Source organism: Hufsiella arboris, assembly GCF_009834875.1.
Taxonomy (GTDB): domain Bacteria; phylum Bacteroidota; class Bacteroidia; order Sphingobacteriales; family Sphingobacteriaceae; genus Hufsiella_A; species Hufsiella_A arboris.
The window spans coordinates 395816-410761 of record NZ_WVHT01000004.1 but is presented as its reverse complement, the minus strand read 5'-3'; the positions used below and the strand labels follow the sequence as shown (position 1 = coordinate 410761).

Annotated in this window: 9 protein-coding genes; 8 read left to right on the top strand and 1 reads right to left on the bottom strand. The window is 44.2% G+C overall.

The annotated features are described in order from the left end of the window. The first annotated feature begins 41 nt into the window (after positions 1 to 41). Both GS399_RS10990 and GS399_RS10985 read left to right on the top strand, forming a co-directional pair. Complete coding sequence (locus tag GS399_RS10990) at positions 42 to 941, top strand: PorP/SprF family type IX secretion system membrane protein (protein ID WP_160844666.1); 900 nt, start codon at positions 42 to 44, stop codon at positions 939 to 941. A gap of 113 nt (positions 942 to 1054) precedes the next feature. Continuing rightward, entirely contained in the window at positions 1055 to 1804 is a 750-nt protein-coding gene (locus GS399_RS10985; RefSeq protein ID WP_160844665.1) for a carboxypeptidase-like regulatory domain-containing protein, read from the top strand. A 173-nt stretch (positions 1805 to 1977) separates the two neighbouring features. Here the strand turns inward: GS399_RS10985 and GS399_RS10980 are convergent, their stop codons facing one another. Continuing rightward, the gene (locus GS399_RS10980; protein WP_160844664.1) at positions 1978 to 2502 is read right to left on the bottom strand and encodes a DUF6702 family protein; all 525 of its coding nucleotides are present in this window, start codon (positions 2500 to 2502) and stop codon (positions 1978 to 1980) included. A gap of 64 nt (positions 2503 to 2566) precedes the next feature. Here GS399_RS10980 and GS399_RS10975 point away from each other — a divergent pair, with 64 nt between their 5' ends. From GS399_RS10975 to treY, 6 genes are all read left to right on the top strand, one after another. Beyond that, positions 2567 to 3151: a HupE/UreJ family protein gene (locus GS399_RS10975; RefSeq protein ID WP_160844663.1), complete on the top strand. Its 585-nt coding sequence runs from the start codon at positions 2567 to 2569 to the stop codon at positions 3149 to 3151. Positions 3152 to 3166: 15 nt separating this feature from the next. Then, positions 3167 to 5554 carry a M1 family metallopeptidase gene (locus GS399_RS10970; protein WP_160844662.1) on the top strand — a complete coding sequence of 796 codons (2388 nt, stop codon included), beginning with the start codon at positions 3167 to 3169 and terminating at the stop codon, positions 5552 to 5554. A 366-nt stretch (positions 5555 to 5920) separates the two neighbouring features. Continuing rightward, a complete protein-coding gene (locus tag GS399_RS10965) occupies positions 5921 to 6745 on the top strand; it encodes a hypothetical protein (RefSeq protein WP_160844661.1) in 825 nt (274 codons plus the stop codon). Further along, positions 6745 to 8883 carry a glycogen debranching protein GlgX gene (gene glgX, locus GS399_RS10960; RefSeq protein ID WP_160844660.1) on the top strand — a complete coding sequence of 713 codons (2139 nt, stop codon included), beginning with the start codon at positions 6745 to 6747 and terminating at the stop codon, positions 8881 to 8883. Before GS399_RS10965 ends, glgX begins: the two co-directional genes overlap by 1 nt. Beyond that, complete coding sequence (treZ, locus tag GS399_RS10955) at positions 8870 to 10714, top strand: malto-oligosyltrehalose trehalohydrolase (protein ID WP_160844659.1); 1845 nt, start codon at positions 8870 to 8872, stop codon at positions 10712 to 10714. Before glgX ends, treZ begins: the two co-directional genes overlap by 14 nt. After that, positions 10707 to 14930, top strand: a complete 4224-nt coding sequence (treY, locus tag GS399_RS10950) for a malto-oligosyltrehalose synthase (RefSeq protein WP_160844658.1) — start codon at positions 10707 to 10709, stop codon at positions 14928 to 14930. Before treZ ends, treY begins: the two co-directional genes overlap by 8 nt. Positions 14931 to 14946 lie beyond the last annotated feature (16 nt).

The following is a 14946-nucleotide window of genomic DNA, read 5'->3' as shown; positions in this document are numbered from 1 at the left end:
CTAATATCAAGTAGTAAGTAGTAAGTAGTAAGAAAAATCGGATGCAAAAGATAAAAACAAGAATCATAGTAATTGCTGTGTTAATAATAAGCAGTTATAAAAGCCATGCACAGCTGAACCCTTTAGGGGCAATGTATTTCCAGAACCAATACCTGGCGAATCCGGCTTTTGCCGGAATGGAAAACGAATTAAACATCGGCGGAATTTACCGGCAGCAATGGAGCAATATCCCGGGAGCTCCGAGTCTTCAGTCGCTTACGGCGGATTGGGGAAGCAGCAAGCGGATGGGTCTGGGAGTGAGTTTGAACAATGACCATTCGGGCCTGATGCGGCGAACCAGGGCTGTAGCCAGTTACGCTTACCATCTTCCTCTTAGCGGGAACAACGATCGGCTGAGTTTCGGACTGTCGCTGGGTGTGATGGATCAGCGGATAAATTACAGGGACGTCGACGGAGATCTGACGGATGTATCAATCGCCAATTACAACAACCAGGGTACTTACCTGGACGGAGATTTTGGCTTAGCCTACACCGGGAACCGCTTAAGGGTACAGGCGGCCTTGCCCAATCTGAAAAGTTTCTTTAATACGGACGATAACAGTCGCAATGAGATTGACCGGGCTACCTGGATGGGAGCGGCCAGCTACCGACTGACGCTTGACAAAAATACCGTAGGTGGCATGGAACTGGAACCCAAAGTAGTCGTTCGCGGTGTGAAAAACTACGACGCGATTATCGATGCAGGCGCTAACCTTTCGTTTCTGAACAATACTTTAAACTTCCAGGCAATGTATCACAGTACGAAAAATGCAAGCTTCGGGGTAGGAATGAATTTTAAGAAACGACTTTCCATACTGGGACTTTACAGCTCTAATACTTCGGCTATGACCAATGTTTCAAACGGTACTTTTGAAATAGGTTTAAGAGTGAAGGCCTTTTGATTGTAGTAAGTAGCTGTAGAGAGTTGGCGCCGGCCTTTGTCTAGTTGTTAAAGCTTGTTAAATTTTAGTTTTAACGGTTACAAGGTATTTATTTTGCGTAACAAAGACTGCGCATGAGATATCTTATAACCATACTGGCCATTCTTGGAAGTATGAGTTGTTTCGGCCAAAGCATACGAGGTGTTGTCCTGAACAAGATCAATAATCAACCGGTTGAGAACGCACTGGTTCGTACGCATAAAAGTTCAGTGATTAGCTCCTCAATGGGTGCTTTTACGCTAAATAATGTTTTGGAGGGCGATACTGTTCGCGTTTCATGCCTTGGCTACAAACCAACGCTGATAAAAGTTAAGTCTGCCGGATCCGGCCCTGTCACTATCTTGCTTGAACCGCAATCGCTTATGCTTAAAGATGTCCAGGTAAACCGCGAACGAAACTTTAAACAGGATTCAATCAGGAACCGCGAGGAGAACGCCGCCGGATTTGACTATAAATCGCCGGGCCTGAAAGATATGTTTATTACACGTTCCCCTTATCCGGACAAAAATCCTGAACCGGTACCGACGATCAGCACCGGCTCCTTGTTAAGTGTTAATCTTCTTTCAATTGCCGGGATTTTCTTCCCTGCTTCCGATCCGAAAGCAAAATTTAAAAAGACTTTGCTGGCTAACGAAGAACAGAATTACGCACTTCAGCGCTTTAATGAGAAAAAGGTAAGCCAGTTGACCGGCCTGAAAAGTGATTCCTTAAAGGTGTTTATGGATCGATACCGGCCATCGGTAAATGGTTTAAAAACGATGTCGGATTATGATGTGCTTGCCTATATTAAAAAGTGTTACGCGGAGTTCGCATGGAAAAAGTAAGCGGAATAATGAATTCTTAATAAGTTTTCATGCCTGATGCCGACAGGGCATTTCTTTCGCAATCGATGGAAAGAAACAAAACCTTGCTTGAGCAAGCAGGTAATTTTTGGTGTTAAGTTAAACTTCGCAGTCGCGCCTCTTTTGAAATGACAAACCTGTACGCGTCATCTCTGTTAAAATATCTGCGAAACAGTTTTATCCGGAAAATCCAATTTCGTGCTTTTGCGTACGCCGTTAACAGTCATGTGCACAATATTCATCTGATCGTCGAACAGGTTATGCAAAATGCTTACTTGCGCGTCGATCCTTTTCGGAATCTCAGTGGCGCTCGACTCGAAGTACACGTTCACCGCCTCCCGGTTAATCTCATAGCCGACATAGTTTAATGCCAGTGTACCTTTCTGCGTTTTTAGTCTTACGTTTTCGTTCAGGTAATTTTTGATCAATGCATCCATTGCCTTGTGCATATCAGGCTTCGTCAGATCGGTTTTAACATGATATTGTTTAGCTAAGGCAGTCTCGAAGTCATCAGTAAAAACGGTGCAAATAACTTCGATCTTGTTATCCTGCTTATTATAACTTATATCGGTAGTACTTACATGAAGCGGGTGGCGGTTAGCGGCAAACGCGTTTCCGGTGATGAGAATATTGAAAAGTATGTAACAATATAATAGGACTTTTGAAAATTGTGCAATCATTTACCTGTTATGCTTTATCTGTGTTAAAAAGCTGTTAAATTTAGCGTTTTGAACAGCTATTCGGATGCCGGATTTTCTTTTTTACTTTAATCTTGGATGGACGCATATCATCAGTCCCGACGCGCTTGATCATCAGCTGTTTATCCTGTCATTAGCCGCGGTATATATTTTCGGCGATATCAAAAAAGTGCTTATCCTTGTAACTGCGTTTACGATCGGGCACTCGCTTACATTGGCGTTAAGCGTTTTGGATGTGATCCGCGTTTCGGGTAAATGGGTAGAGTTTCTGATTCCGTGTACAATTTTTATAACGGCGATCAATAACATTTTACGGATAGACAAGCGGGAAGGAACTGCCCGGATAAATTATTACCTGGCCCTGTTTTTTGGCCTAATTCACGGGATGGGATTCGCCAGCGCGATCCGGGTTATGCTTGCGAAGGATCAGGGTATCGGGGTGGGATTATTTAGTTTTAATGCAGGCCTGGAAGTTGGTCAAATAGTCGTCGTTGCGATTATTCTTGTCATGGCCTGGTTGTTTATGAATTTCCTGAAGGTATCCCGGAGGGATTGGATATTTTTTATATCTTCCGGGGTTTTTGCCTTGTCAGTTAAGATGGCACTTGAACGTTTGCCCTGGTTAACTTAGCTTTTAACGATATATATGAAGAAAATTTTTACTGGTTTATTTTGCGCCGTCGCTGTCAGCACGGCACTCGCACAGGATATTCAGAATAATCCTGGCAGTAATCATGGGAACAAGTTCGAACAGCTTGGTACCATTTTAAGTACGCCAAATGAGCAGCGTACAGCCAGCGGCGCGCCAGGCGTAAAATACTGGCAGCAGCGTGCTGATTACAATATCAAGTGCGAACTCGATGAAAAAAACCTGGTTCTTACAGGAAGTGAAACGGTTACTTACTATAACAATTCGCCCGATCCTTTAAGTTATATCTGGTTACAGCTGGATGAAAACGAACATAGCACAGTTAACAACGCGAATTATCAGAGCAGCTCAACCATGCCTTCTCAAATGTCAACGCAAATGCTTGATCGCGTAAGCGGGCGGAATACTACGGAAGATAATAAGCTTGGCGATATCATTACGAAGCTGACCGATGCAAGCGGCAAAAAATTAAGTTACGTGATCAATAAAACGATGATGCGTGTCGATTTGCCAACTCCGTTAAAGCCGGGTCAGCAGTTTGTTTTTAACCTCGACTGGCATTATAAAATTACCGACCGCTTAACGATAGGCGGCCGCGGTGGTTATGAATATTTCCCCGAAGACGGCAATTACCTGTTTACGATGACACAGTGGTACCCGCGTTTGTGTGTGTACAGCGATTTCCAGGGCTGGCAGAACCACCAGTTCACCGGTCGCGGCGAGTTTGCCCTGACCTTCGGTAATTTCAAAGTGCAGATGACAGTACCGGCGGATCACGTGATCGGCAGCACCGGTGAGTGTATCAACTACAGCGCGGTTTTAAGTCCTGAGCGCCTGGCACGCTATCAGAAATCAAAAACAGCTAAAGTTCCTGTAGAGATCGTAACTCTCGCGGAAGCAAAGAAAGCGGAAGTATCGCCTGCGAGCGCTAAAAAGACCTGGGTTTTCCAGGCTAACAATGTTCGCGACTTTGCCTGGACATCGTCACGCAAGTTTGTGTGGGATGCCATGGGACAAAACGTTGGCAATAAAAACGTGATGTGTATGAGCTTTTACGGCAAGGAAGCCTATGGTTTATACAGCAAGTACTCAACCCGCCTGGTAGCGCATACGATAAAAACTTATTCTGATTTTACTATTCCGTATGGCTACCCGGTCGCACAGAGCGTAGAGGCTTCGAACGGTATGGAATACCCGATGATCTGCTTTAACTATGGACGTACCGAAAAAGATGGGACCTATAGTGAAAGTGCGAAAAACGGAATGATCGGCGTAATTATCCACGAAGTGGGCCACAACTTCTTCCCGATGATCGTGAACAGCGACGAGCGCCAATGGACCTGGATGGACGAAGGCTTAAACTCATTTGTTGAATACCTGACCGAAGAGCTTTGGGATAATAAATTTCCAAGTAAAAAAGGTGCGGCGTATACCATCGTAGATTATATGAAGCTTCCCAAAAACGAATTGGAGCCGGTAATGACGAACTCGGAGAATATCGTGCGTTTTGGTCCGAATGCTTACTCTAAACCGGCGACGGGTTTGAATATGCTTCGTGAAACCATCATGGGTCGTGATCTGTTCGACTACGCATTTAAAGAGTACGCAAAACGCTGGGCATTCAAACACCCTACGCCGGCAGACTTCTTCCGTACGATGGAAGATGCCAGCGGAGAAGATCTCGACTGGTTCTGGAGAGGCTGGTTTTACGGCACCGACCCTTGCGATATCTCCTTAGATTCGGTTAAAGTTTCGAAAGCCGATGTGGATGGCGTACCAAAATTTGCTGAGCGGAACGGCGCAGTAAATAAAGTGGCCGCCCCAATGGTTCCGGTATACGATGATATCTCGAAAGTGAGGAATCGTGGAGACAAGTCCATTCAGTTCTACACAGATAAAGATACCGCCACTCATGATTTTTACTGGAAATATGATCGTGGGCTGGTAAACGTAGACCAGAATAAATACGAAAGTATCATGAAAGGCAAAACGCCGTCAGGACCTTCAACAGAGGCATTGGCAGCAGACGATCAGAAAAAATACGCAGGTAAATATTTCTACGAACTATCCTTCAGCAATAAAGGCGGCCTGGTTATGCCGGTTATCGTTGAGTTTACTTATACCGATGGTACAAAAAGTATTGATCGCATTCCAGCGCAAATATGGCGCCTGAACGAAAAGAGCGCGAGTAAGTTCTACGTTCAGGATAAAGAGGTAGCTTCTATTAAGCTTGATCCTATGCGCGAAACCGCAGATATTGATGAAAGCAATAACTATTGGGGTAAGCTTCCGGCGCCTTCGAAGCTGCAATTGTTTAAGCAGCGGTCGGCGGTAAACGGACGTAATCCTTCTTACGGAATAAATCCGATGCAGGTAAGCAAATAGCTCACTAAGCGATATAAGAAAAACCCGCCCGACATGGCGGGTTTTTTTATTTAACAGCTTTTCTTACAGCTTATTCCTCCGTCAAACAGGTATAAAACCTAATATCGACATTTCTTAGTCAGCAGCGGTCCGGGTAAAATAAGTATTTAATCCGTGAACAAATTTGTTTAATAAATGGTTATCTGTTCACATTAAGGTTAGCCGTCAGGAGTTGGGTTTATGATGGTAACTGTTCAAATGTCTATCTGCTTTAAATCTTACAGGTAACGTAATGTATTAATTGCCATTGATACATAGAAACATAGCTGATATTTTATAGGAAGTCGCGATGATTATTCTTAGCATCATTAAAATTATATCAATACTGTGAATTACATACTTTCAATTACACCGTTTAACGACAACGGCAGGCATGCCGCAATGGCTGCATTGCGAATAGCAAAGAAAACGAATGCTGCCTTACTATTGATTGATGAAGATGTTATACCCCAGCCGGTTAAAGAATTAATGGCTTTGGCCGGGGCTTCTAAAGATGAACTTTCGGATAAAGAAGGTTATGTAAAAGAGCAATTTATTGAATTTTTAGAACAGCATGCCGGTAAGGAAACCCGGCTTACTGTTATAGATGAAGCGGATATTAACAGCAACGGAAAAATTGATATTCACAGAATTAGCCTGATTGTTAAATATCGTGAAAGCACATCAGTTAATAACGAATTCGATGCCTACGAAGTTTATCCGTCGTTAAGCAAATTAAAGTCTCCGGTTCTTTATTTCAGCGAAAAAAGCCAGTTAAAGGAATTTAAAAAGCTTGCCTACATAACCGATATACGCTATTGTGATATAGCAAATTTGCTTCCCCTGGTAAAGCTCTGCCATTTCTTTAACACTGAACTTATCCTTATTCATGTTACAGCCTCGGGTTTGCCGGACATAGATCATAGTTATGCAGAGAAACTTCTTGTTCACGAAATAATTCCACGAATCCACTATAAAAACACAACGCTGATTAATCTTCCAGGCACTGATACCATTAACGACATTAATAACGTCGCTGAGATAATTAAGCCTGATGTGATCGCACTCTCAAATCGGAAATACTGGTTTTACGACCGCCTGTTTATTCAGCAATCCGATTTACAACTCTCTTATATTAACATCCCGCTATTAATTTTTAATCAGCAGAACTAATGAACTATGAAATTTATACTGGGGCGCCTTATCCGTTGGGCGCCACATTGGATAAGAACGGAGTAAATTTTGCGCTGTTTGCCGCAAATGCAACCGGTGTTGAACTCTGCCTGTTTGATGAAAAAGGTATTGAAACCCGGCTACAATTACGGGAGAGGACACATCTCGTATGGCATGCTTATATTCCGGGAATTAAAGCCGGCCAGTTATACGGCTATCGGGTAGATGGACCCTATGAGCCCGAAAACGGCCACCGGTTCAATCATAATAAATTGCTGATTGATCCTTATACGAAAGCAATTAACGGTGTTGTTGAAATTGGCGAATCACATTTTGGATATGAAATTGGAAACCCGGATGAAGATTTGAGCTTTAGTGAAATCGACAGCGCACCGTTTACGCCAAAGTCCGTAGTGATAGATTGCCATTTTAACTGGGAAGGAGACCGCCAGCTTAAAATCGACTATCATAAGTCAATTATTTATGAAGCTCATGTAAAAGGATTTACGATGACGCATCCCGACATTCCCGAAGAAATTCGTGGTACCTATGCGGCTATCGGTCACCCGGTAACCATTAATTACCTGAAAGAACTCGGAATTACAGCGCTGGAGCTCATGCCTGTTCATCATTTTATTAATGATGGCAGTTTAACCGAGAAGGGACTTAGTAATTATTGGGGATATAACACCATCGGATTTTTTGCTCCTGATACGCGTTATTCATCCAGCGGTTGTGCCGGCGAACAGGTGGCCGAGTTTAAAACGATGGTGAAGGAACTACATAAAGCGGGAATTGAGCTGATCCTGGATGTGGTATATAATCACACGGCGGAAGGCAATCATATGGGGCCGACGTTATGCTTCAAAGGAATAGACAACGAGTCATATTATCGCGTTACGGAAGATAACAAACGCTTCTATATGGACTATACCGGAACAGGAAATACGCTGAATGCCTCGCTTCCGAATGTATTACGGCTTATTATGGACAGTCTTCGGTATTGGATAACTGAGATGCATGTCGACGGTTTCCGGTTTGACCTGGCCTCCACATTGGCGCGCGAGCTGCATGAAGTGAATAGGCTCAGCGCATTTTTCGATATCATCTACCAGGATCCGGTCATCTCGCAGACAAAGTTAATTGCTGAACCCTGGGACATCGGAGAAGGCGGTTACCAGGTAGGAAACTTTCCGGCCGGTTGGGCGGAATGGAACGGTAAATATCGTGATTGTATCCGCGATTACTGGCGCGGCGCCGATAGCATGCTTGGCGAATTTGCCGAACGCTTTACAGGAAGCTCGGATTTATACAAGGATGATGACCGTAAGCCTACGGCGAGTATAAATTTCATCACCGCGCATGACGGATTTACGTTAAACGATCTGGTTTCTTATAATGAAAAGCATAACGAAGCTAACGGCGAAGATAACAATGATGGAGATGATCATAACAGGTCGTGGAACTGCGGAGCGGAAGGCCCAACCGACGACAAGGAAATAAATGCTCTTAGAAAGCGCCAGAAGCGGAATTTCCTGTCGACACTTTTCCTTTCGCAGGGTGTGCCGATGTTAGTAGCAGGCGACGAGATCGGGCGAACGCAGCGGGGAAATAACAACGCTTACTGCCAGGATAATGAACTGTCGTGGATCGACTGGAAAAATGCTGACAACGACTTGCTGGAGTTTACACAAAAGTTGATTCGTATCCGAAAGAAGCACCCTGTGTTTCGCCGCAGGAGATGGTTTTTAGGTCAACCTGTTCATGGATCCGAACTGAATGACATAGCCTGGTTTTTACCGGAAGGTATGGAAATGTCGGATGAAAACTGGAACCACGATTTCGCTAAATCACTTGCTGTATTTTTAAACGGAAGAGGTATTCACAGGCTTGGGCAAAAAGGCGGTAAAATCATTGATGACAGCTTTTATATGATCTTTAACGCGCATTCTGAAGCGTTGGATTATGTGCTCCCGCCGGAAAATTATGGCGCCGAATGGATTAAAATCATCGACAGTAATGGCAATACAATTCCTGAAGGAAAAACTTTTAAAGCGGGTGAACAAGTAAGCGTCGAAAGTCATTCAATTTTACTGCTCCAGAGCCCTGATTTTGAAGAGAAAAATGAAGACGATTGATATTGAAAAACGTTCGATTGGCGTAAATTTTCAGGAAGACGGAAAAGCTGTAGTAAGAGTGTGGGCTCCTTCTGCCGACAAGCTTGATTTGCTTATAGTTCAAACCGGGGAAGTCGTTTCGTTAAATAAGCGGGAATTTGGTTATTGGCAAGTCACTACCGACAGGTTAAATGCCGGAGATAAGTACTGCTTTTTAATTGATGGAAAAATAAAGCGACCGGATCCGGCTTCGCTCTCTCAACCTGATGGTGTACACGAATCTTCGCAAGCTGTATCGCTTAAGGAATTTAATTGGACAGATACAGGTTGGACAAATCCGCCTTTAGGCGATTATATTTTTTATGAGCTTCATACAGGAGTTTTTTCCCCGGAAGGCACCTTTTCAGGAATCGAAGAAAAGCTTGACTATCTTCTTGAATTAGGTATAACTGCCATTGAAATTATGCCGGTCGCGCAGTTTCCGGGCAACCGCAACTGGGGGTACGACGGCGTTTTTCCCTTCGCGGTTCAGAATTCTTACGGCGGCCCCAACGGGCTTCGGCATTTGATCAATGCCTGTCACAATAAGGGAGTTGCAGTGGTGCTCGATGTGGTTTATAATCATATGGGTCCGGAAGGAAACTATTTTGACAGTTTCGGCCCGTACTTCACTGATAAATATAACACGCCATGGGGCAGCGCAATTAATGTTGATGACGCCTGGTGTGACGGTGTAAGAGAATATTTCATTGAAAACGCGTTAATGTGGTTTCGTGATTTTCATGTTGACGCTTTGCGGCTTGATGCGGTCCATGCTATCAAAGACTTAAGTGCGACGCATATTCTGCGTGAAATAAAGGAAAATGTAGATGCTTTAATGAAGCAATCCAGCCGTAAGCATCACCTGATCGTTGAACTCGACCTTAACGACCACCGTTTTATTGATCCGGTTAAGAATTGCGGCTATGGAATGGATGCTCAATGGATCGATGAATTTCATCATGCGCTGCGGGTGGCCGCCGGTGGCGATACGAATGGCTACTATTCAGATTTCGATGGGATTAATCATCTTGCAAAAGCTTATCGTGATGCATATGTGTTCGATGGCATGTATTCGCCGCACAGAAAGAAAATATTCGGAAGCAAAACGGGCAACCCGGGATGGCAGTTTATCGTTTTCTCACAGAACCACGACCAGGTAGGCAACCGGATGCTCGGCGAACGCAGCAGCCAACTCTTTAGCTTTGAAACGCAGAAATTACTAGCCGGCGCGATAATCGTTTCGCCGTTTCTGCCAATGTTTTTTATGGGCGAGGAATGGAGCGAGCCGAACCCGTTTTTGTACTTCGTAAGCCATACCGATCCGGAACTGGCAGAAGCTGTTCGCAAAGGTAGGAAGGAAGAGTTTTCTGATTTTCATTCGGCTGGTGAAGTTCCCGATCCAATGGCGGAAGGAACGTTTTTAAAGTCGAAGCTGCAGTGGGGACTTTTAGATAAGCCGGATCATGAGCGCATGTTTAAGTACTACCAGGCGCTGATTTCGCTTCGTAAGAATAACCAGGTATTAAAAAAATGTAACCGCGATAATCTGGAGGTCGTAGCTGATCCGGAAAACCAGTTGCTGTTGTTGGAAAGATGGGAGGGAGAACACCGGCTTTTTTGCGCGCTGAACTTTTCAAAACAACGCCGAACGGCAGTAATCCCGCCATCAGAAAAGGATTGGAATAAGCTGATTTCTTCATCGGATAAACAATGGGGCGGTTTTGAAGACTCTCCCGAAATAACAATCGGCAACGCCAATCTCGAAGTTTCACCAGAATCCGTCGTAATCTATTTCAATAACCATGTTTGATCCTGTTTCTACTTATCGATTGCAGTTTCACAAAGATTTTACTCTTAATGGGTTAAAAAAAATACTGCCCTATCTAAAGGACTTAGGCATAAAAACAATCTATGCATCACCGATTTTTAAAGCGGTTCCGGGCAGTAATCACGGGTATGATGTTACTGATCCCGGCCAGGTCAATCCAGAAATAGGCTCATCTAAGGAACTGAAAGCAATAAATAAGTGGCTCCGTGAAAATGATATGAGCTGGCTGCAGGATATCGTTCCTAATCATATGGCGTTTGACCCGCAGAACACCTGGCTGATGGACCTGCTTGAAAAGGGCCGGATGTCTGATAAAGAGACGTTTTTTGATCAGGGTTTATCAAGTGGATTTTCGGAGGAGAAGATCATGGTGCCTTTTTTAGGCTCTTCGCTGCAAGAGGTCTTAGCTGAAAAACAGCTTAATGTCGTTTACAAGGATCAGCGCCTGATGATTAAATACTTTGATGCCGCATGGCCGTTGAGCTTTGAAAGCTACCAGGTAATTCTGTCCGCGACCGGCGTAGCTAATTCGTCCGTAACACAATTGCTGGAACAACTTAAAAAGCAGATCCTACCGGAGGATAAGAAAATGTTCACCCTGGCGGCGGAAGAAATTAAATCGCAGCTTGAAGCATTAATGATGGATGATGTAAGCAGGTTGTACATTGAAAGCTGCATGAACGCCGTTAATAATGACCAGGTCCTATTAACGAAAGTTCTTGAAAAGCAGCACTACCGTTTATGTTGGTGGAAGGAAACGGATACAAAGATCAATTTCCGGCGGTTTTTTACCGTAAACGGATTGATCTGTATGAACGTACAAAACGATGAAGTATTTAACCAAAGCCATGAATTTATTGGGCAGTTAGTTAATGACGGAATAATAGACGGGTTACGGGTCGATCATATCGATGGCTTATATGATCCCGAAAAATATCTCTCCTGGCTGCGGCGTTTAGCAGGGGATGAAACATATATTGTCGTAGAAAAAATCCTGGAACCCGGTGAAAAGCTGTCGGACAACTGGCCGGTACAGGGGACTACCGGTTATGATTTTCTTGCCACTATCAACAACCTTTTAATCAATCACCGTAAGAGTAAATCCTTTAACCGGTTCTACGAAAAGCTGATAAGGAAAAGTCAGCCGGTTGAAGACCAGGTTGATAAAAAGAAGCGATTCATACTCACCCGCTACATGTCTGGCGAGCTTGATAACCTTGCTTCCTGGTTTTCGCAATTGCGCCTCGCAGGTATCGAGGATTTGCAGTCGGTGCCCGCTGAAAATCTTCGTGATGCTATAGGCGAATTTTTGATAGGTTTTCCGGTTTATCGGTTTTATGAAAAATCGCTCCCTTTAAGTGGCGCTGACAGCGATACCGTGAAAAAACTGTTCGCAGAGATTGTTAAAAACAGAGCCTATCTTTTGTCGGCTATTAAACTGCTGGAGAATGTTTTCTTTACTTCAAATTCTGAAGCCGATCCAGACTATGCTAGTCGGGCATTGCATTTCTTCAGGCGATGTATGCAGTTTACAGGTCCGCTTATGGCGAAAGGTGTAGAGGATACGCTGATGTATTCCAACGCAAGTTTTATCAGCCATAATGAAGTAGGAGATTCTGTCAGTTCCTTCGGGATTTCTGTCGCGCGGTTTAACCTGGAGATGCAGCAACGGCAAAACGAATGGCCGCTGGCTCTTAGCGCTACGTCGACACATGATACCAAACGCGGTGAGGATGTGCGAGCAAGGCTTAACGTGTTAAGCGATTCGCCTGATGCCTGGTTTGAAGCCGTCGAAGAATGGCAGAAGTTAAATATTGATTTAAAGGAAGATAATTCGCCCGATCTTAATGACGAATATTTTATTTATCAGACGCTGATTGGAACTTATCCTATGCCGGGACAGGACGACGAAAATTATCAAGCCCGGCTGCTCGATTATCTCGAAAAGGCATTCCGGGAAGCCAAGCAACATTCGGACTGGGCCGAACCCGACACCAAATACGAGAATGCGGTAAAGTCTTTTGCCAGGGGATTGCTAAATAAAAAACGGCTTTTCTGGCCGCGTTTTAATGAATTCCATACTTCTATTTTGGATGCGGCGATTGTCAATTCGCTTAGCCAGGTGATGTTGAAATTTACCTGTCCCGGTGTACCTGACACCTACCAGGGCTGCGAGTTCTGGGATCTGAGTATGGTTGACCCGGACAATCGCAGGCCGGTTGATTTTGACGAGCGTGCCCAGGCACTTCTGGAAATTAAAAGTCTTTCCGGAAAAGACCCTTCGAACTTTTTACCAGAACTATGGAACTCGCGCTATAATGCACGGATAAAGCTTTGGCTGGTTCATACCTTACTGCAGGTTCGCAAAGAAGATCCTGATTGCTTTTCCAAAGGCAGCTACATTCCGTTGGAAGTAACCGGGAAACTTAAAAAGTTTGCAATGGGTTTTGCACGAAGGTATCAGCAGACATGGTATTTAATCGTTATACCCTTACACTCAACAGTATTAGCAAAACGACAACAAAGAACAGTTAATGAATTAGACTGGAAGGATACTTCTGTAATTATTCCTCATGAGGCGCCGGCGCATTGGGAACATCTTTTGTCCAAAGCCAGGGGTTCGCATAACGGAGAAATTAGTTTGAATGAAATTTTCAAGTCGCTGCCCGTGGCAATTCTGAAGCTCAGCCAGCCTCCAAAAGAACGTTCTGCGGGAACTCTGATGCATATCAGTTCGTTGGATTCGTCGTTTGGCATTGGTGATTTTGGTCCTTCGGCAATAGCATTTGCAGATTTTCTTGGAAGAACATGCCAAAAATACTGGCAGCTGTTGCCCTTATCGCCTACCACAGGCCCGAGTCATTCCCCGTACAGTTCGTACTCAAGCATGGCCGGAAATATATTATTCATCAGTCCGGAAGTTTTAGCTGATGAAGGATGTCTTGATGCTGGTATTCTGCCAAAGTATTATTTCGATACATCGCCGGACCGTGTTGATTACCAGAAAGTTGTTCTTTTAAAACAGAAACTTTTTGATATCGCCTGGGAAAACTTTAAAAATGAGCCGGGAAATCGGGCTGACTCCTTTAAACAGTTTTGTATTGATGAAGCGTATTGGCTGAATGATTTTGCTCTTTACGAGGTTTTAAAACAGGCTTTCGATGGCAAGCCGTGGTTTGACTGGCCCCGGGATTTTAAATTACGATCGGCTGAATCAATCGGTTTTTTTGAAAAAACACACCAGGACGCTATCTTGAAAATCAAATGGCTTCAGTTTGTTTTTGTGCGTCAATGGAAACGGCTTAAAGAGTATTGTAACGGTTTAGGCATAAAGCTTTTTGGCGATCTGCCTTTTTATGTGAGCCACGACTCCGTGGATGTATGGGCAAATCCCGAAAGTTTTTGCCTCGATGAAAACGGACAAATGAATGCGGTCGCCGGCGTTCCACCAGATTATTTTAACGCCGACGGGCAATTGTGGAACATGCCGGTGTTTCGCTGGGAAGTATTAAAAGAAAATAAATTCGAGTGGTGGGTGCGGCGTATTCGAAAAAACCTGGAACGATACGATTTGCTTCGTCTCGATCATTTTCGTGCTTTCTCTGCTTTTTGGGAGGTGCCGGCTGGCGAAACCACGGCGAAAAACGGGCAGTGGAAGTCAGGGCCGGGAGCATCTTTATTTGAAATACTTAAACAGGAATTTGGAGGGCTTCCGTTTGTAGCAGAGGATCTTGGCGATATCGATGAAGCCGTTTATGAATTGAGAGATAAGTTTGACCTTCCGGGAATGAAAGTACTGCAGTTTGCATTCGGCGACGATCTGCCGGAGTCATCATACGCCCCGCATAATTTCACTTCGAATTATTTTGTATATCCCGGCACTCATGATAACAACACCGTTGCCGGTTGGTATGCAAACGAATTAAATTCTAAAGGCCAAAAAAAAATAGATGATTATTCCGGGCAAAAAATCAACAATAGAAATGTGCATGAATATCTGGCCAGGCTCGCGCTGTCGAGTGTGGCGAAGACAGCGATAATTTCCGTGCAGGATCTGCTTGGCCTCAATGAAAGTGCACGCCTTAATTCGCCGGCCTCAGTATCCGGTAACTGGGTATGGCGCCTGAAACCGAGGCAGCTTAATTTTTACATCGAAAGGCAATTACTGACGTGGATCAGGTTATATAACAGGTGCTGAAAGTCGATATTGAAGC

Bases quoted from the DNA above. Each gene is read 5' to 3' on its own strand.
- GS399_RS10990 (WP_160844666.1), top strand. From the start codon at position 42: ATGCAAAAGATAAAAACAAGAATCATAGTAATTGCTGTGTTAATAATA.
- treZ (WP_160844659.1), top strand. From the start codon at position 8,870: ATGAAGACGATTGATATTGAAAAACGTTCGATTGGCGTAAATTTTCAG.
- GS399_RS10970 (WP_160844662.1), top strand. From the start codon at position 3,167: ATGAAGAAAATTTTTACTGGTTTATTTTGCGCCGTCGCTGTCAGCACG.
- glgX (WP_160844660.1), top strand. From the start codon at position 6,745: ATGAACTATGAAATTTATACTGGGGCGCCTTATCCGTTGGGCGCCACA.
- GS399_RS10975 (WP_160844663.1), top strand. From the start codon at position 2,567: ATGCCGGATTTTCTTTTTTACTTTAATCTTGGATGGACGCATATCATC.
- GS399_RS10985 (WP_160844665.1), top strand. From the start codon at position 1,055: ATGAGATATCTTATAACCATACTGGCCATTCTTGGAAGTATGAGTTGT.
- GS399_RS10980 (WP_160844664.1), bottom strand. From the start codon at position 2,502: ATGATTGCACAATTTTCAAAAGTCCTATTATATTGTTACATACTTTTC.
- treY (WP_160844658.1), top strand. From the start codon at position 10,707: ATGTTTGATCCTGTTTCTACTTATCGATTGCAGTTTCACAAAGATTTT.